Source organism: Paenarthrobacter sp. CM16, from assembly GCF_013179505.1.
Taxonomy (GTDB): Bacteria; Actinomycetota; Actinomycetes; order Actinomycetales; family Micrococcaceae; genus Arthrobacter.
Map to the genome: position 1 here is coordinate 1 of NZ_JABMCX010000075.1, position 17,502 is coordinate 17,502.

General features: G+C 63.0%; 16 protein-coding genes. 6 read left to right on the forward strand and 10 right to left on the reverse strand.

What is annotated here, in order from left to right; translation table 11 throughout:
- Positions 1–1,428: ATP-binding protein (locus HP499_RS08705; protein ID WP_172323699.1), on the forward strand; the 1,428-nt coding region annotated here is incomplete at its 5' end.
- Positions 1,429–1,592: 164 nt separating this feature from the next.
- Here the strand turns inward: HP499_RS08705 and HP499_RS08710 are convergent.
- The gene (locus tag HP499_RS08710) at positions 1,593–1,763 is read right to left on the reverse strand and encodes a hypothetical protein (RefSeq protein ID WP_172323700.1); all 171 of its coding nucleotides are present in this window, start codon (positions 1,761–1,763) and stop codon (positions 1,593–1,595) included.
- A 107-nt stretch (positions 1,764–1,870) separates the two neighbouring features.
- On the opposite strand from HP499_RS08710, the gene HP499_RS08715 reads away from it, so the two are divergent.
- On the forward strand, positions 1,871–2,923 hold the full coding sequence (locus HP499_RS08715; protein WP_172323701.1) for a hypothetical protein: 1,053 nt from the start codon (positions 1,871–1,873) through the stop codon (positions 2,921–2,923).
- Between the two features lie 2 nt (positions 2,924–2,925).
- Positions 2,926–4,479, forward strand: coding sequence for a bifunctional diguanylate cyclase/phosphodiesterase (locus tag HP499_RS08720; RefSeq protein WP_172323702.1), 1,554 nt, complete (start codon positions 2,926–2,928; stop codon positions 4,477–4,479).
- On the opposite strand, the gene HP499_RS08725 is transcribed toward HP499_RS08720, so the two are convergent.
- Complete coding sequence (locus HP499_RS08725) at positions 4,472–5,050, reverse strand: GNAT family N-acetyltransferase (protein ID WP_172323703.1); 579 nt, start codon at positions 5,048–5,050, stop codon at positions 4,472–4,474. The two genes, HP499_RS08720 and HP499_RS08725, sit on opposite strands and share 8 nt — an antisense overlap.
- A gap of 108 nt (positions 5,051–5,158) precedes the next feature.
- Between HP499_RS08725 and HP499_RS08730 the strand changes: the two genes are divergently transcribed.
- The 3 genes from HP499_RS08730 to HP499_RS08740 are packed head-to-tail and all read left to right on the forward strand — an operon-like array spanning position 5,159 to position 7,607.
- Complete coding sequence (locus HP499_RS08730; RefSeq protein ID WP_172323704.1) at positions 5,159–5,617, forward strand: hotdog fold thioesterase; 459 nt, start codon at positions 5,159–5,161, stop codon at positions 5,615–5,617.
- A gap of 7 nt (positions 5,618–5,624) precedes the next feature.
- On the forward strand, positions 5,625–6,968 hold the full coding sequence (gene paaK / locus HP499_RS08735) for a phenylacetate--CoA ligase PaaK (RefSeq protein WP_172323705.1): 1,344 nt from the start codon (positions 5,625–5,627) through the stop codon (positions 6,966–6,968).
- 36 nt (positions 6,969–7,004) lie between these two features.
- Positions 7,005–7,607, forward strand: a complete 603-nt coding sequence (locus HP499_RS08740; RefSeq protein WP_091470557.1) for a TetR/AcrR family transcriptional regulator — start codon at positions 7,005–7,007, stop codon at positions 7,605–7,607.
- 764 nt (positions 7,608–8,371) lie between these two features.
- Here HP499_RS08740 and paaZ read toward each other — a convergent pair.
- From paaZ to HP499_RS08780, 8 genes are all read right to left on the reverse strand, one after another.
- Positions 8,372–10,471 (reverse strand): phenylacetic acid degradation bifunctional protein PaaZ, encoded by a 2,100-nt coding sequence (paaZ, locus tag HP499_RS08745; RefSeq protein WP_172323706.1) that lies wholly within the window; start codon positions 10,469–10,471, stop codon positions 8,372–8,374.
- A gap of 139 nt (positions 10,472–10,610) precedes the next feature.
- Entirely contained in the window at positions 10,611–11,594 is a 984-nt protein-coding gene (locus HP499_RS08750; protein ID WP_172323707.1) for a glycosyltransferase family 2 protein, read from the reverse strand.
- A 27-nt stretch (positions 11,595–11,621) separates the two neighbouring features.
- Complete coding sequence (locus tag HP499_RS08755) at positions 11,622–12,362, reverse strand: tyrosine-protein phosphatase (protein ID WP_172323708.1); 741 nt, start codon at positions 12,360–12,362, stop codon at positions 11,622–11,624.
- Positions 12,363–12,550: 188 nt separating this feature from the next.
- Positions 12,551–13,438: an SGNH/GDSL hydrolase family protein gene (locus HP499_RS08760; protein ID WP_172323709.1), complete on the reverse strand. Its 888-nt coding sequence runs from the start codon at positions 13,436–13,438 to the stop codon at positions 12,551–12,553.
- A gap of 416 nt (positions 13,439–13,854) precedes the next feature.
- Positions 13,855–14,451 (reverse strand): GNAT family N-acetyltransferase, encoded by a 597-nt coding sequence (locus HP499_RS08765; RefSeq protein ID WP_172323710.1) that lies wholly within the window; start codon positions 14,449–14,451, stop codon positions 13,855–13,857.
- A 26-nt stretch (positions 14,452–14,477) separates the two neighbouring features.
- Entirely contained in the window at positions 14,478–15,341 is an 864-nt protein-coding gene (locus HP499_RS08770) for a 3-hydroxyacyl-CoA dehydrogenase family protein (protein WP_172323711.1), read from the reverse strand.
- Positions 15,338–16,156, reverse strand: a complete 819-nt coding sequence (locus tag HP499_RS08775; RefSeq protein ID WP_172323712.1) for an enoyl-CoA hydratase/isomerase family protein — start codon at positions 16,154–16,156, stop codon at positions 15,338–15,340. The genes HP499_RS08770 and HP499_RS08775 overlap by 4 nt, the downstream gene beginning before the upstream one ends.
- A complete protein-coding gene (locus HP499_RS08780; protein ID WP_172323713.1) occupies positions 16,157–17,383 on the reverse strand; it encodes an acetyl-CoA C-acyltransferase in 1,227 nt (408 codons plus the stop codon).
- Positions 17,384–17,502: the final 119 nt, after the last annotated feature.

Sequence of the window (17,502 nt, forward strand, 5' to 3'; positions counted from 1 at the left end):
AGCCCGGGCGTCCCCATGCTGCTGATCCTGGCTCCCCGGGAATCCGTGGACCTCCAGGAAGTGGAGTCCTGGCGCGTCGCTGACTACATCATCAGCCCAGTGCAGTCCGGGGAACTGGTTCACCGGGTGGAAACCCTGATCGGCCGGGCCGCTGAACGCTCCCGTTCGCGCGGTGAAATCGAAGCGTTGCGCGAAAGCCTCCGTAATGTCTCATCTGCCATCCGGGAGACCAACGATCCCCAATTGATCGCGGACCACGTGGTGCGGGGATTCGGTGAGGCGCTGGACGTTGACCACGTCTGGTTCGCTACCTTCCGCGACGAACGCGTTCCCAGCATTCGTGCACAGTGGAACCGCCCCGGCCTTCCGATGCTTCCCGCGGGGCTGGGCGAGAGTGAAGACGCCATCACCGAGGCGGCCAACAAATTGTGGGCAGACGCCGATGTTTTGGCGGTGGAAGACCACCGCGATGACCCCGACTCCGGAATTGCCAAGGCTTTGCGGGAATGGTCCGGCGAGCTCAACCCTGTCTCCACCGTCCTTCTGCCCGTGGGTGAGGGCGGGTCCGCCATGGGTATCATCCTGCTCTCCACTGTCCAGGAGCGCCACGATTGGACCCGTCCCGAGATCGCGCTGATGCAGCATGTGGCCGGAAATGTGGCCCACGGGCTCATCCAAGGCCACCTCATCAGCGCCCAACAGCGGGTCCTGCACCAACTGAGGCAGTTGGACAAGGCCAAGACGGACTTCCTGGCCACTGTCAACCACGAACTCCGGACCCCGCTGACCTCCATCACCGCTTATCTGGACATGATCCAGGACGGATCCGGCGGGCCGGTCCCTGACGGCATCAGGAAGATGCTGGACGTCATTGCCCGCAACTCCACTCGTCTCCGCAGGCTCATCGAGGACATGCTCACGGTGTCCATGCAGGACGGCAGCAACCTGGATCTCAAACCGGTGGATATTGCCAAACTCCTCCAGGTGGTAGTAGCCACGCTTAGGCCACTGGCCGAATCCCGCCATGTCTCGTTGTCCTTCACCGAAGGTACCGACGACATCGAAGTCACGGCCGATGAAGCCAAGCTGGAACAGGTCTTCACCAACATTGTGGCCAACGCCATCAAGTTCACCCCCGAGGGCGGCCGCGTGGGCATTACCAGCTCCGTTTCGGACTCCGAGGGCGGAGGGCTGGCGCTGGTCAAGATCGCAGATAACGGCTTGGGCATTCCCGAGCATGATCTGCCCCATATCTTCACCCGCTTCTACCGGGCTTCCAACGCCACCTCAGCAGCGGTCCCCGGCAGTGGCCTTGGATTGGCCATAGCGCACGACATCATCAGCCGCCATATGGGCCGTCTTCTCCTGGATTCCACTTTGGGCTCCGGCACCACGGTCTCCGTCGAATTGCCGGTGGTCGGGCCCTGATCACGCCTCGATTCCGGCTGTGACAGCCCTGTCAATGTGAGCCCCCTGCTAGTGCTCTGCGGTCACAAATGCTCGACATACTGTGAAATAAAAATTGATGCCCCGGGCAGCAGCCCAGGGCATCAATTGACGTTATGTGGCCTTGAGAGGCGCTCCCCCAATGTTTAGTTTGGCCACCAACCGATGCTGGTGGTGTTCGTCTTGGTGGTGGTGTAGCTGTTAGGCCACCAGCCGATTGCTGTGCTGTCCTGCGTAGGCTCGGCGTTAGCCGGGGCAGCGAAACCCGTTACTGCCAGAACCGCCGCCATGAGCAGGGTTGCCGCAAATTTTTTCATCCGCTATGCCCTTTCGTACTGATGCGAATTTGTTGTCTGTGACTTGAATAAAGTCACGGTGCAAACTATACGAGCTTTTCTTCCGCAATGACATGGATAATGGGCACATGCAAAGTCCGCACCTCGCCTCCCATCTCGTTGCCGGCCTGACCGCGCGCGCCAAATGGAAGGAACGGGACTTTGACGAGGCGTACCGCCTGGCGGGCGAGGCTGCCGGGCTGGCCACAGACGCCGGAGATGACGAGTCCTGGTGGAACATGCGGTACCTGCAAGCAGAGTGCCTCCGGGACCAAGGCCGCATTGAGGAATACCTCAGCGTCGCCCTGGAGCTCAACGACCACAGCCTGACAGCGTCCTCGCCCGAGCTCGGAGCCAAAGCGGGAACCATGGTCGCCGTAGCATTCCAAGGCTTGGGCAGGCTCCCTGAGGCCGCCACCATGGCCGCTGACGCGGCGAAACTCGCTGCGCGCGACGCCGAACTGCTGTACGTCCAGATCCTCGCCCAGCGAGCACTGATTGCCGCGCTGGCGGAGAGCCGGCTCCTTGGCGATGCCTGGCGGGAATGCCTCGTGCTGGAAACCCTGCTCACCGATGACGTCGATGAAGACACTGCCGGCAAGGGTTATTGGGTGATCGGAAACGTTGCTTTCCTCGCCAATCGGGTTAACGACGGCGGGCGATATCACGATCTCGCGGCCGAAAGGCTCTCACCGTCCAAAGACGTTGATTTGTGGGCGCGATTCAACCGGGCATCAGCGGAAATGCGTCTCCAGGCAAAACTCAGTGACGCAGCTACCCTCCGTTGCATTGAAAGGGCCGAGCTTGCCACCGATATTGTGGGCGGCTCCGAACGGGACCACCTGGAAATGTCGTTGGTCCGAGCCCATTGGTATTTCCTCGGCGGTGATATGCAGCAGGCAACAGCGATCCTCGAACCCCTGTGCGCCCGCTCCTCCATTCTGGCCACTCAAACCTCGGCTGAAGCACATTTCCTTCTGGCCCGGGCACTGCTCGCGTCCGCTCGACGGCCGGACTCCCTGGCTATTTTCGAGGAAGCTGCCGCACTGTTCGAACAGGCTGCGTTGCCTGAACGCAGTGACGCCGTGAGGGAGTATCTTCGTCATAGCGACGAACAACGAGGCCGGCCACACGGGGAGTGAGCATGTCCGAAGGAAAGATGTACTCCGGCGACGATCCACGCCTGGGGTTCCTCCTGGAGGGCATCGTCAAGCTTGCAGCAGGTGACCTTAACACCAGGATCGAAGTCTCAGACGCACGCGATGAAATCGACGCCGTGATCATGGGCACCAACCTCTTGGCCGAGGACCTGCAGATCGTTTACGAAGAGCTCGAGCAACGGGTCCAGGCACGGACCCGGCAGCTTAATGAAGCCCACCTGGCGATGCAGCACATGGCCATGACCGATCCCCTGACAGGCTTGAACAACCGCTCCGCCTTTGCCACGGCCCTCAGTGAAGCCCAAGCCAGCGGGGCGGAGAGCGGCCGGAAAGCGGCCATTCTCCTCCTGGACATGGACGGCTTCAAGGCCATCAATGACTCCTTGGGGCACACCATCGGGGACAAGGTCCTGGAAACAGTAGCGGCCCGGATCAGCGGCGCCGTGCGGGGCCAGGACATGGTGGCCCGCATGGGCGGCGACGAGTTCGCCGTGCTCATTCCCGACGTCACCCAAGCAGCAGCTGCCTCCATTGGCAACCGGATTCTCGCTGCCGTGATCGGCCCCATGGAAATTGAAGGCCAACACCTGCGATGCGGTGCCAGCATGGGCCTCCGGATGGCCGACCCCGGCCACCGCGCGGAGGAACTGATGATGGAAGCGGACATCGCCATGTACGAGTCCAAAGCTGACGGTCGGGGGAAGCTCAAGGTCTTCGAGCCGGCCATGCTTCACACCCGGCAGATGCGGAACCAGCTGGTGGGCGAACTCAAAGAAGCAATCACCGGCTCGCAGTTGGTGCTGTTCTACCAGCCCATCATCCGGCTGGATACACGTGAAATCGAAGGGGTGGAAGCGCTGGTCCGCTGGAACCACCCCACCCGCGGACTCATCATGCCTGACCAGTTCATCCCCATTGCCGAGGAAACGGGCATGATTTCCGATCTCGGCAGTTGGGTGCTCCGCACCGCCGTCGAGCAGTTGAAGCAATGGCGCACCGACCCCCTCACATCAGGGCACAACTTCAGCATGCGCATCAATGTTTCAGCTCCGGACCTGCAGCGGCTGGAATTCATTGAAGACGTCCGCGAGGCCTTGGCCTCCGCGGAACTGGACCCATCGCTCCTGGTCCTGGAACTGACCGAAAGCGCTGTCATTCAAGGCAATGACCTGGACCGCTACACGCTCAACAGCCTGCGCCGATTGGGTGTGGGACTGGAAATCGACGACTTCGGCACCGGCTACTCGTCCATCAGCTACCTTCGCCAGCTCCCGGTGGACACGGTCAAAGTGGACCGCACCCTCCTCTCAGCCCTGGGCAGCGACCCCGCGCAGCCGGCACTGCTGGCCGCAGTGCTGCAGTTGATCCGCGCCTGTGGGTTGGCCGCGGTATGGGAAGGAATCGAGACTGCCGAACAGGCCGAATACCTCCTCAGCATCGGGTGTACCAGCGGCCAGGGGTACTACTTCAGCAGGCCCCTGCCGGAGGCGCAGCTGACCGAACAGCTGAAGCACCACAAGACGTGGCCCGTCAGCTGATGCTCCGCGTCCACGGGTGGTGCCGGTTGCGCCATTCCGAATCGAGGATCGCGTAGATGTTCTCCGTGGCCCATTGCCCCTTGTAGTGCCAGTTATCCACCAGGGTCGCTTCCAGCCGCATGCCCAAACGCTTGGCGATGCCTGCTGAACCTTCATTGAGGGCGTCGAGCTTGGCATCCACGCGGTGGAAGGACAGGGTCTCGAAGGCCAGCTTCAGCACGGCCTCCGCTGCCTCTGTGGCAATGCCGTGGCCTTGGGCATCCGGGTGAAGAATCCAGCCGACCTCGGCCTGGCCAGTGCCTTCAAGCCATTTCAGTACCACTTCGCCGAGGAGACCGGGCTGGTCCTGGCGTTCGATGGCCAGGCAAATCCAGTCACCCTCCTGCTTGAACTCGAAGTTCGCATAGCGGCCAAGGACTTCCATGGCCTTGGTCCTGGTCAGTTCGTTGCGGAAAAGGAACCTGGCCGTTTCGGGGAGGGATTGGTATCCGTGGAACCTCTCGAGGTCCTCGGCCTCGAAACGGCGCAGAATGAGTCGGTCGGTCATGATGGGAAGCTCAATTTCGGGCATGACTCCGAGGCTACTAGGTGCGGACGAATACTGGTCCAGTCTTGACACGTGACGCGATCTGGGATTACCTAATGAACATTCGGTAAATAAAGCTGGAGGCAATGACGCATGGTTGAAACAACCCTCTCCGGTGCTTCGCACCACATCCTGACGAATGACTACGCGTCGGAATGGATGGGCATCGAGGTCCTCAAGCTCGACGACGGCCACGCCACCATCCGCATGCACCTCCGCCAGGAAATGCTCAACGGATTCGGCATGGCCCACGGCGGAATGATCTTCGCCTTCGGCGACACCGCCTTCGCCCTGGCCTGCAACCCGGCCAACCCCACGCCCAAGCAAGCCGCCAACATCACGGTGGCCTCCGGCGTCGATATCAACTTCATCAAGCCCGCGTTCCAAGGCCAGGTGATCACCGCCGTCGCAAACCGCCGCGCCAGCACCGGGCGCAGCGGCCTGTACGACATCCAGATCTACGCCGCCAACCCCGACGCCGCCCCGGACACCGAGCCCGGGGAACTCATTGCCGAGTTCCGTGGCCGCAGCCGCACCATCTCCAAGAAGTAGGAAACCCATGACGCAGAACACCGTGGCCGCACCAGCAGCTTCCACCTCCGAGGCCCCTGTGCTGGACCGTGAAGAAACCATCTCCCGCGACGAACTCGAAGCCCTCCAGCTCACCCGCCTCCAGCACACAGTGGCCTACGCCTACGATCGCGTGCCGCTGTACAAGCGGAAGTTCGACGACGCCGGCGTGCACCCCACGGATCTCCGCGAGCTGAGCGACCTCGGCAAGTTCCCTTACACCACCAAGGAAGACCTGCGCCTGGAATACCCGTTCGGGATGTTCGCCGTCCCGCAGGACCAGGTGGCGCGCATCCATGCCAGCTCCGGCACCACCGGCCGCCCTACCGTGGTTGGCTACACCAAGCAGGACCTCGCCAACTGGGCCACCCTGGTGGCCCGCTCCTTCCGCGCATCCGGCGTCCGCCCCGGCATGAAGGTCCACAACGCCTACGGCTATGGCCTCTTCACCGGCGGCCTCGGCGCCCACGCAGGCGCTGAAGCCCTCGGCTGCACCGTCATCCCCATGTCCGGCGGGCAGACCGAACGCCAGATCCAGCTCATCCAGGACTTCAAGCCCGACGCCATCCTGGCCACGCCCACCTACCTGCTGACCATCGCCGACGCCATGGCACACCAGGGCATCGACCCCACGTCCACCTCGCTCAAGTACGCCGTGCTCGGCGCCGAACCGTGGACCGAAGAGATGCGCCACGAACTCGAAGTCACCATGAACATCAAGGCCTCGGATATTTACGGACTCTCCGAAGTCATGGGTCCTGGCGTCGCCGGCGAAGCCGTTGAAACCCAAGACGGCTGCCACATCTGGGAAGACCACTTCCGCCCCGAAATCATCGATCCCTTCGACCACTCCACGGTGCTGGCCGACGGCGAACCCGGCGAACTCGTCTTCACCTCCCTCACCAAGGAGGCGCTGCCGATCATCCGCTACCGCACCAAGGACCTCACCCGCCTGCTGCCGGGCACCGCCCGCCCCGCGCACCGCCGCATGGGCCGCATCACCGGCCGCAGCGACGACATGATAATCCTCCGCGGCGTAAACCTGTTCCCGTCCCAGATCGAGGAAATCGCGCTCCGCATCCCGGAACTCAGCCCGCACTTCCAGCTCGAAATCACCCGCCCCGAAGGCAAGCGCATGGACTCGTTGACGGTGAAGATCGAACGCCGCGAGAACGTTCCGTCCGAGGCAGGCACGACGGCGGCCCACACCTTGCGCGAGCAGATCAAGATTCATGTGGGGTCATCTTGCGTGGTTGACGTTGTTGAGCCGGGTTCCCTTGAGCGGTCCAACGGCAAGCTTCGCCGGATCTACGACATGCGCCCCAAGGGCTGATCACCTCCCCCGTTGAGATCGTGAGAAAATGCCAGCATGCCTACTGAGACCACCACCAAGCGCGGACGGCCCGGTTACGACCAACAGTCGGTGCTCCGCATCGCCGTCGACGTCTTCAACCGACACGGCTACGACGCAACGTCCATGGGCATCCTGGCTGAGAACCTCGGGATCTCGAAGTCAGCCATCTACCATCACGTGCCGTCCAAGGGCGATCTGCTGAAGCTCGCCCTGGACCACGCACTGGGCGGCCTTGAGGCCATCCTTGAGGAACCGGCCGCCACGTCAGGGCCCGCAGATGCCCGCCTGGAGTTCGTGCTGCGGCAGACCATTGCCGTGCTGGTGGACCGGCTGCCGTTCGTCACGCTTCTGTTGCGCTTGCGGGGCAACACGGAGATCGAGCGGGATGCGTTGGAACGCCGCCGTGCCTTCGACCACAAGGTAGCCGAGTTGATCGCAGCTGCCCGGGAAGACGGGTCGCTGCGCCAGGACATCGATCCCCGCACCGTGACGCGCCTCTTATTCGGCACCATCAACTCGATTGTGGAGTGGTACAAGCCGGGCGGTTCCCTGTCCCCGGAGAAGCTGGCCGATGACGTCATCACCATGGCCTTCGACGGCCTCCACACAGCCGCCTGACCCTCTCCCACCTCCCGCTGGCTACCGGCGAACCCTCTCCCACCTCCCGCTGGCTTCCGGCCGACCGTCTCTCACATCCCACTGGCTTCCGGCCGACCGCCTCTCACATCCCACTGGCTTCCGGCGCACCCTCTCCCACATCCCCCGGGGCTTCCGGCGAACCCTCTCCCACATCCCACGCTCTACCGGCGAACCCTCTCCCACATCCCACGCTCTACCGGCGAACCCTCTCCCACCTCCCGGTCTTGATCCCTGGCACGAACGCTCAGCGGCGGCGGATCAGTAAGTGATGCGGACCCGGCCCGACAGGTCCGCACCTCAGGAACCAACGGCTAGCAAATGACTGAGTTTCTATCTGGCGAAGTTGCAGGAGCCTCCTGGCGAAGTTGCAGGAGCCTCCGGAGCTCGGACCTGGACATTGCGCTCAGATCGATCGCATATCGCGACGAAAAATCGCTTCCCACTACCAGCGGGAAGCGATTTGTCGTTGGGGTCATATGAGAGAGCAAACCGCTCAAGCACGCGGGACGTGACAGAGCGAACCACTCAAGCACGCGGGACGTGACAGAGCGAACCACTCAAGCACGCGGGACATGACAGAGCGAACCACTCAAGCACGCGGGACATGACAGAGCGAACCACTCAAGCACGCGGGACGTGACAGAGCAAACCGCTCAAGCACGCGGGACGTGATAGAGCGATCCACTCAAGCACGCGGGACATGACAGAGCGAACCGCTCAAGCACGCGGGACGTGATAGAGGGTTACTTCTCCACGAGGGTCAGGACGTCGTACGTGGCCACAATCTCGTCGTTCTGGTTGGTCAGGACGGCATCCCAGGCCACCTCGCCGTACTCATCAGTCTCACGAGGCGTGATCTTCTTGGCCGTCAGGGTGACACGGATGGAATCACCTGATGCGACGGGCGTGATGAAGCGCAGGTTCTCCAGCCCGTAATTGGCCAGGACGGGACCCGGGGCCGGCTCCACAAAGAGCCCGGCAGCCCAGCTCAACAGAAGGTACCCATGGGCCACGATGCCCGGGAAGAACGGGTTGGCTTCGGCTGCTTCCTGGTTGGTGTGGGCGTAGAACGAATCGCCGGTGGAGTTGGCGAAAGCCGTGATGTCCTCGAGCTTCACCTCGCGCAGTTCCGAGCGAATGGCATCCCCGATCCGCAGGGTGGCCAACGACTTCCGGAACGGGTGCTCGCCTTCGGTTTCCACCGTGAAGTTGCGGTCCGCGCCGGTGTGCCACTGGCCCGTGACGGCAGTCAGCATGTTCGGCGAACCCTGGATGGCGGTGCGCTGCATGTGGTGCAGGACTGAGCGGATACCGCCCAGCTCCTCACCGCCACCGGCACGGCCGGGTCCGCCGTGAACCAGGTGCGGCACCGGGGAACCGTGCCCGGTGGAGGAGCGGGCATCTTCCCGGTTGAGCATGTGAACGCGGCCGTGGTGGGCTGCGATACCAAGCACCAGCTCCTGGGCAACTGAGGGATCGTTGGTGCAAACCGAAGCCACCAGGGAGCCGGAGCCCCGGGCTGCGAGGCGCACGGCATCGGCAAGATCCGAATACCCAAGCACGGAGGAAACCGGACCGAATGCCTCGAGCGAGTGCACTTCTTCGGCTTCGGCATCGGACCAGCTCAGGAGCACCGGCGACATGAACGCACCGTCCTCAACCACACCCACGGCCCCGCCGACTGAGGTGACCGACGGCGTGTCCAGGGATCCGTACGCAAGCTCGCCACCGGCGTCGAGCATTGACTGAACTGCCGCGCGGACGTCCGCGAGTTGTTCCAGCGACGCAAGCGCGCCCATGGTGACGCCCTCAGCGCGGGGGTCGCCCACCACGACGCGCTCGTTGATGCGGGCACCGACGGCGGCAGCAACGTCTGCGGTCAGCGCCTGCGGAACGATGATGCGGCGGATGGCGGTGCACTTCTGGCCGGCTTTGACGGTCATTTCGGTGACAACGGCCTTGACGAAGGCGTCGAACTCGGGCGTGCCGGGAACAGCATCGGGCCCCAGAATCGCGGCGTTGAGGGAGTCGGTCTCAGAGGTGAAACGGACGCCACCCTGGACCACGTTCCGGTGGCCCTTCAATGAGTTGGCCGTGGACGCCGAGCCCGTGAAGGAGACGAGGTCGCGGTAGTCGAGTTCATCCAGGATGGTCCGCGCGGAACCGGAGATCAGCTGGAGCGAGCCGGCCGGAAGAATGCCCGATTCAACCATGGCTTTGACGGCGGCGGCGGCAACATAACCGGTAGGCGTGGCGGGCTTCACGATGGTGGGAACACCGGCGAGGAAGGCCGGAGCAAACTTCTCCAGCATGCCCCAGACCGGGAAGTTGAAGGCGTTGATCTGCACGGCGACGCCGGGAATGCGGGTATAGATGTGCTCGCCCGCGAACGAGCCGTCCTTGGAGAGAACCTCCATGGGACCATCCACCACCACCTGCGAGTTGGGCAGTTCGCGGCGCCCCTTGGAACCGAACGTGAACAGCACGCCGATGCCGCCGTCGATGTCGATCATGTTGTCGATCTTGGTGGCACCGCTCTGCGACGAGGATTCGTAGAGTTCCTCGCGCCGCCCGTTGAGATACTGGGCAAGCTCCTTGAGCTTGAGGGCGCGCTGGTGGAAGGTTAGCTTCCCGAGTTCGGTTTGGCCCGTTGTCCGCCCGTAATTTACGACGGCGGCGAGGTCGAGTCCGTCGGTGCTCACGTTGGCCAGGACTTCACCGGTGCTGGCATCGCGAACGGGCACCTTCCTGGCATCGGGGGCCGGGGTCCACCAGGCATCCTGAACGTAGCTGGGAACGGTTGCAACGGCTGTGGTTTCCGGGGCGACTGCTGTAGTGGTCATCGTCGACGGGTCCTTCCAAGGCACGTGAAAGCGGCACGGTCCCTGCTGACTGGAGCCAACATTACTGACCGGCCGTTCGGTAATATATACAGGGTACATGAATGCCGGGAAGAGTACAGCAGGTAATTCGTGAGGGACCTTAGCCCCGGCCACCCAGCTTCCTGGCCAACAGCATGGGCTTCCTCAGGAGCTCCCCCACGCTCGTCCGGGAGATAACAGTCTGGTTCAATGCGTCCAGCCGCTCCAGCACATGGTCGAGCTTGGCTCCGGTTTCGTCGAGGCGACGCTGCTGGTCGCGGATGAGCTCCTCCTGTTCCGCCAGGACACGGGTCAGGTACAGCATTCCGCCGAGCCCGCCCTGGGAAATGCCGTCGCGGAGGTGCTGATCGCGGACCAAGGCATCGTAACGGGCGTGCTCCGCAGCCTTGGCGAAAATGCTGTTGCCATCATGACCTTGGGATTCCGGGCGCTGGGACCAGAACGCGAGGGGTTCGCCGTCGAGGAATCCCACGCGCGAGTGGCTGAGGACGCGCAAGTGGAACTCCCAGTCGCCCACCACGGGGAGGTCTTCGTTGTAATATCCCACGGCGTCGTGGAGGCTTCGGCGGTAAAGGAAGGAAATGGGAACAGCCCGGTTGATTTTCAACATGTCCGCAAGGGTGATCTGCTGCATGTCGGCCCAGAAGATCTCGCGGCGGATCGGCTCAATGCGATCCCCCTTCAGCTCCTCAATGACGATCTCGGTCCGGACCATCACGCCGCTTTCGCCCCCATGGGCAGGATCGTCCAAGTAGGCCACGGTGTTCTCGAGGAAATTCGGAGCCCAAAAATCGTCGTCGTCGTGGATCACGATGAACTCGCCCGAACCGGCCTTGATTCCCGCATTGGATGCCGCTTCCATGCCCACGGATTCGTTGTGGTGGAGCGTGGTGATCCGCTTCCGCTCGTCTTCCGGCCGCTGGGCGGTGAGGTGATCGACGTCGGCCGGGTTACCGCCGTCGTTCACAATCACCAACTCGAAGTCCTGGAACGACTGCGCAAAGACGTCGTCCAGGGCCCGGGCCAGGAAAAGCGGACGGTTTTTGGTTCGGGTCACGATGGTGACGCGGGCACCAGCATTCATGGCGGGTCCATTCCGTTGGGAAAGTGATCAATGCTGCATGTTAGCAGCGGTAATGGCCCCGGAACCGAGCTTTGACCTCAGCGCGTCCACCTCGTGTTCCGAGACGCCGTTCGCCTTCAGGAACCGGGCCACATCCAGCCCTTCGAGGAACCTAAGCAGGCCCGCCCTCTTCTGCTCCAGGATGGCTTCAAGTTGGTCCTCGGGAAGGTACGGATCATGGGCGTGCGGGGCACCATGTGTTCGATGCCGCTCATTGATTCCCCTGGCCGCGAGCTCGTAGCCACGCACAATGTCTACGTCGCTCATGCCAGCCAGCCTCTGGAGCATCAGCGCGATTACCCCACTGCGATCCCTGCCCGCAGAGCAGTGAACCACCACCTTGCCGGGCGAGGCCGCGATGGCTTTGAAGACCGGGGCAATCCTGTCCGCGAACAGGTCGACGTAATCGCCATACTGCGCCGGGTCCTTCAGATACGGGCCGAACAGCTCGCTGAAGCGGCGATGGTCCGGATCCTCCGTAGGGCAATGTACGACGTCGATACGCGCCTTCACGTCGTCCGGCACCTCGGGGTCGGTGTCGCGCTGGTGACGCTCACGGGAGGCGCGCAGATCGATGACGGTGCGGACGCCGTCGTCGTACATTTGCTGCCAACCGGCCTCGGTGACCCACTCGTGCCGGCCCATCCTGTAGACATCGCCGGCGATCAGCCACGCATTCACGGCACCGTCCCAGTGGACGCTTTGTTGAGCTTCAGGTGTCCCCTCCATAGGAGCCAGCTAAGCACATGGGAGGGCTGGTGCGGGAGCGTTCAGGCCCGCGAGGGGTTAGCTCTCGGCACATGACGCGGCGCGCCGAGAGGTCAGCTCTCGGCACATGACGCCCGCCGAGGGGTTAGCTCTCGGCACATTCGGGCATGCATACTGCCGAGAGCCCGCCCCTCGACGAATGGGTAGACCTACCGCTTGGCGAGTTGGGCGGGTTTGACCGCCGAGACCAAGGCCGCCGCGTAGGCCTGGTGTCCGGCAACGTTCGGATGGAAGTTCGCGTCCGGGAGGGGCAGACGGAAGTCGAGAACGATCCACGGCTCCAGGGAGTTTGCCGCGTGCCCGGCGAACCTCTTGGTCACGTCGACGAACTTTGCGTTGGTCCGGCTCTCAGCAACCGCCTTGGCGATGGTTTGGTTGAGGGCGTCGATGGCCTGGTTGACCTTTGCCTGGTTCTCGACGGGAATGACCGGCACCCCATTGACCGGGTCAAAGAGCCGCGGGTTGCCCATCACAGCAATGGTTGCCTGCGGGGCTGATGCCTGGATGGTCTGGTAGATACCCTCAAGGCCGGCTTCGAGCACCGGGAGGTTGGCGATGATCGCATTAACGGTCCCTGCGCAACCCGCAGTATCCGGCGACGCGCAGGCCTGGAGCGCCAGAAGGCTCCCAGCATCTATGGCCCCGGCAGTGATGCTCACTAGTTCTGCGTTGTGGAGTGCGGCCTGGCCCAGTGCGATCTGCTCCAGAACCGTTGGTGCGCCGTTATAGAAGGGACTCGGAAATTCCGGATCAAAGGTCAACAGTGCCCCGTGGCAGGCGAGGTTGGCCAGTAGATTGACCCGGCCAGTATCAGCAACCACGTCCACATAGCCAGGGTGGCTCTGCCAGCAAGGCGTGTCCCTGTACAGGCCATCAGCTCCCGTGCCTGCAGTGTACGAATCGCCAAGGGCCACATAGTCAACGGATGGCGGCGGAGCCGCGGTGGCCGGACTCCCCACGAACCCCAGCGAAAGTCCCAGGACAGCGAGCCCGCCCGCCAAAGCAGCCAGCCGTCGTCGTGCTTGATGAGTTGCCATGATTTTCCCCTTCATACTGCTCAAATGGGGCTCCGGCACTCCAAAAAAGAGGAGGTCACGGCTCGCCCCACCACTCGGCCGCATACCGGGGCAATGTGTGGCCAGAGTACGCCTGCGGGGCTGCGGCGGAAAGACCCTGGCACTCGCCCAAGGGTGAGATCCCGGCAGTATCACGCGCGCATAAGGCCGAGATCCCGCCCCTCGGCAAACAACTCTCTCCATCTGGCCGGCGAGAGCGTGGCATCATAGTCACTTCGCGCAAGCACTCCCCCACACTCCGCCGAGGGGTTAGCTCTCGGGACATTGGGCGCCTGGATACAGTCGAGAGCTCACCCCTCGCGTTGCAAAAGGGCCGAGAGCTCACCCCTCGCAGCACGTAAAAGGGCCGAGAGCTCACCCCTCGCGGCTCACTTCGTCTATGCGCCGTACTTTGCCAACCGGAACTCCAACCCGTTCCGCACGGCCGGCCATTCGTGCTCGAGGATGGAGAACACCACGGTGTCGCGGAGGGCGCCGTCCTTGCTGCGGGAGTGGCTTCGGAGCACGCCGTCCTGCTTGGCGCCGAGCCGGGCAATGGCTTCGCGGGACTGCTGGTTCATCCAATGCGTGCAGAATTCAACAGCTGCACAACCCAGCGTTTCGAAGGCATGCCGCAGGAGCAGCAGCTTGGAATCCGGGTTGGTCCCTGTGCCGTGCGCCGACGCGGCGTTCCACGTGGATCCGATTTCCAGGCGCGGGGTGGCAGCGTCGATATTCATGTAGGTGGTCATGCCGATCAGCTTGCCCGTGGCGTTGGAGCGCGTGGCAAACGGCAGCATGGACCCTTTTGCCTGCAAGTCCAGGCGGCGATCGATTTCAGCTGCCATGCCTTCCGGCGTCGGTACGGAGGTGTACCAAAGCTTCCAAAGATCGCCATCGCGGGCCGCATCCACCAGCCCGTCATGGTGTTCCTGGCTCAACGGTTCCAGCGTCACGAATTTTCCGGTCAGGGTGATGGGCTCAATTGAAGTCACCCGGTTAGCCTAACCGCCTGCGCAGGTCAGTCGTTCCAGTCGAAGAACCCCTTGCCCGTCTTTCGCCCGAGTTCACCGCGAGCCACTTTGTCCCGCAGGATTTGCGGCGGCGCGAAACGGTCACCAAGAGTCGAGTGCAGGTATTCGGCAATACCCAGCCGGACGTCCAAGCCCACAATGTCGGTTGTTTTCAGAGGGCCCGTGGGGTGCTTGTAGCCAAGAACCATGGCAGCGTCGATGTCCTCGGCCGACGCCACTCCCTCTTCCACCATCCGCATCGCTTCAAGGGCTATCGCGACGCCGAGCCTTGAGGAGGCAAAGCCGGGAGCGTCATTGACGACGACGGCGGTCTTGCCGAGTGCCTCAGTCCAGTTTTTGGCCGCAACAGCGAGTTCGGGAGACGTCTCCTTGGCCAGCACCACCTCGATGAGGGTGGACGCGGGCACCGGGTTGAAGAAGTGCAGCCCCACGAAGTTGGCCGGCCGGCGTAGTTCATTGGCCAATCCTGTGACGGACAGGGAGGAGGTGTTTGAGGCCAGGAAAGCGTCTGCGGACAAGTGCTCCTCCACGGCCTTCAGGGCTGTGACCTTGAGGTCGTAATCCTCCGGCACCGCTTCCACCACGAGGCCGCAATGGATGAAGGATTCGTAGTCCGTGGAGGTGCTGAAGCGGGACATCGCTTCCTGGGGGGTTTCGTTCAGGGTTCCGCGGGCGGCGGACTTGGCCACGGCGTCAGCTACGCGGCCCTGGGCTCCGGCTGCTGCCTCGTGATCGCGTTCCACCACGATCACAGTGGCACCCTTGGTCAGGAATGCATGAGCGATTCCGGCACCCATCCGACCACCGCCCAGGACTCCTACGACGTGGGGGATGGCGGGTACAGCGGTCATTTCTGGGTCCTGTCGTGAGTCGGGTCGGCATGTTCGGGCGCGGCAGGGTCCTGGGCAGCTTTGGCTGACTTCTTGTCGAGGAACGCCTGCATGCGGTCAAACTTGGCCTGGGACTCAAAGAGAATTCCCTGGGCAAGAGTGTCAATGAGCGGGTGCGCCTCGGCGGGGGCATGGAAGACGGATTTGGTGATACGGACCGCCAACGGGTCCTGGCGTCCAATCCTGTCAGCCAACTTGTGGGCCGCATCCATCAGCTCAGGCGCTTCGTGGATCTCCGTGATCAGGCTGATCCGCAGGGCTTCTTCCGCGCGGATCACTGCACCTGCCAGGAGGATCTCCTTGGCCTTCGGCTCGCCCACAAGTTCCTTGAGCCGCCAACTGGCACCGGCTGCGGCGAGGATCCCCAGGCCGGTTTCCGGGTTTCCAATCCGGACACTCGGAGTGCCGATGCGGAAGTCCGCTGCATAGGCCAGCTCGGCGCCGCCACCCAGGCAATATCCGTCCAGGGCCGCGATGACAGGCATGGGCAACTTGGCGATCCGGACAAAGATCGTGGAGTTGATCCCCTGCAAGGCGTCGTCGCGGCGCCGTTCGCGCAACTGGCCGATGTCCGCACCGGAGGCGAATACGCCCTCGGTCCCGGCGATAATCAGAACTTTGGGGTTCCGCTCCAGCTCAGCACACACTTGGTGAAGCTCATCCACCATGGTCTGATCGATCGCGTTGCGGACCTCGGGGCGGTTCAGTAGAACGGTGAGGCGGTCCTCGCGTTCCTCAAGGAGGAGGGTGGTGAAGTCTTCCGGGTTCAGTGGCATTTACACGCCTTCCAGCAGCATTGCGGTGCCCTGTCCGACGCCGATGCACATCGTCGCCAGTCCAAGCTTCGGTCCCGTGGCGGACGCGAGTTCACGCTCCATCCGGCCCAGCAGCGTGATGGCAATCCGTGAGCCGCTGGAACCGAGCGGATGCCCCAGACTGATGGCACCGCCGTCGTTGTTCACAATCTCCGGGTTCAAGCCGAGGCGGCGCATGCTCGCCAAGGACTGGGTAGCGAAAGCTTCGTTGAGTTCCACGGCCCCCAATTTGTCCACGCTGAGGCCGGCGCGGGCCAGCACCTTCTGTGTGGCAGCAACAGGACCAATGCCCATAATCTCGGGCTCACACCCGGCTGAGGCTCCGTCGATGATCCGTGCGCGCGGCGTCAGTCCGAACTTCTTGATGGCAGCTTCCGAGGCAACGATGATGGCAGAGGCGCCGTCGTTGAGCGAGGATGAGTTGCCGGCCGTCACCACGGATCCTCCGGGGACCACGGGACGCAACCCTGCCAGGACATCCATGGTGGTGCCTTCGCGGGGGCCTTCATCGGTATCCACCACGGTCTCGGACTTCCGGGTCTTCACGGTGACCGGAACAATCTCATCCTTGAAGCGCCCACCGGCTATGGCTGCCAGGGCGAGCTCATGGGAGCGGACAGCAAAGGCGTCAGCGTCTTCGCGGGAGATGTTGTCCACACGGCCTACTTCCTCAGCCGTTTCCGGCATGGAGTAGGTCATCTTGCCGTCCCGGGAGAGCTCACCCTTGCTGAAGAGCGGATTGGCAAAGCGCCAGCCGATGGAGGTGTCGAAGATCTGGCCGGGCTTGGCGAATGCGGTGGTCGGCTTCTCCTGCACCCAGGGCGCCCGGCTCATGGACTCAACGCCACCGGCCACCACGATGTCCGCAGCTCCGGACTTGATCATGTGGCTTGCCATAATGATCGCGCTGAGGCCCGAGGCACACAGGCGGTTGACCGTGATACCCGGGATGTGAAGGGGAAGACCGGCGAGGAGGGTGGCCATGCGGGCCACGTTCCGGTTTTCCTCGCCCGCGCCGTTGGCGTTGCCGAGGATCACCTCATCAATGGAGTCAGGATCGACGCCGGCACGCGCCACTGCTTCCCGGACCACCAGTGCTGCGAGATCGTCGGGGCGAACTGAGGACAGAGCCCCACCGTAGCGACCTACAGGCGTTCGTGCGCCGCCAACAAGAAAAGCCTCGACCATGAGAACATCCTTCGCGAAGTGAAAGGGACCGGCACGGAATAATATACCGACCGTTCGTTCTATAAAGATTACACGGCCCGGCGGACCGGTCAACAGCTGAAACCACCTGCGGACCGGTC

Excerpts from the sequence above, each read along its gene's own strand:
- HP499_RS08725 (WP_172323703.1), bottom strand. The coding sequence starts at position 5,050 with ATGCCCGAAATTGAGCTTCCCATCATGACCGACCGACTCATTCTGCGC.
- HP499_RS08710 (WP_172323700.1), bottom strand. The coding sequence starts at position 1,763 with ATGAAAAAATTTGCGGCAACCCTGCTCATGGCGGCGGTTCTGGCAGTA.
- HP499_RS08715 (WP_172323701.1), top strand. The coding sequence starts at position 1,871 with ATGCAAAGTCCGCACCTCGCCTCCCATCTCGTTGCCGGCCTGACCGCG.
- HP499_RS08780 (WP_172323713.1), bottom strand. The coding sequence starts at position 17,383 with ATGGTCGAGGCTTTTCTTGTTGGCGGCGCACGAACGCCTGTAGGTCGC.
- HP499_RS08750 (WP_172323707.1), bottom strand. The coding sequence starts at position 11,594 with ATGAATGCTGGTGCCCGCGTCACCATCGTGACCCGAACCAAAAACCGT.
- HP499_RS08760 (WP_172323709.1), bottom strand. The coding sequence starts at position 13,438 with ATGGCAACTCATCAAGCACGACGACGGCTGGCTGCTTTGGCGGGCGGG.
- HP499_RS08720 (WP_172323702.1), top strand. The coding sequence starts at position 2,926 with ATGTCCGAAGGAAAGATGTACTCCGGCGACGATCCACGCCTGGGGTTC.
- HP499_RS08770 (WP_172323711.1), bottom strand. The coding sequence starts at position 15,341 with ATGACCGCTGTACCCGCCATCCCCCACGTCGTAGGAGTCCTGGGCGGT.
- HP499_RS08775 (WP_172323712.1), bottom strand. The coding sequence starts at position 16,156 with ATGCCACTGAACCCGGAAGACTTCACCACCCTCCTCCTTGAGGAACGC.
- paaZ (WP_172323706.1), bottom strand. The coding sequence starts at position 10,471 with ATGACCACTACAGCAGTCGCCCCGGAAACCACAGCCGTTGCAACCGTT.
- HP499_RS08740 (WP_091470557.1), top strand. The coding sequence starts at position 7,005 with ATGCCTACTGAGACCACCACCAAGCGCGGACGGCCCGGTTACGACCAA.
- HP499_RS08730 (WP_172323704.1), top strand. The coding sequence starts at position 5,159 with ATGGTTGAAACAACCCTCTCCGGTGCTTCGCACCACATCCTGACGAAT.
- HP499_RS08755 (WP_172323708.1), bottom strand. The coding sequence starts at position 12,362 with ATGGAGGGGACACCTGAAGCTCAACAAAGCGTCCACTGGGACGGTGCC.
- paaK (WP_172323705.1), top strand. The coding sequence starts at position 5,625 with ATGACGCAGAACACCGTGGCCGCACCAGCAGCTTCCACCTCCGAGGCC.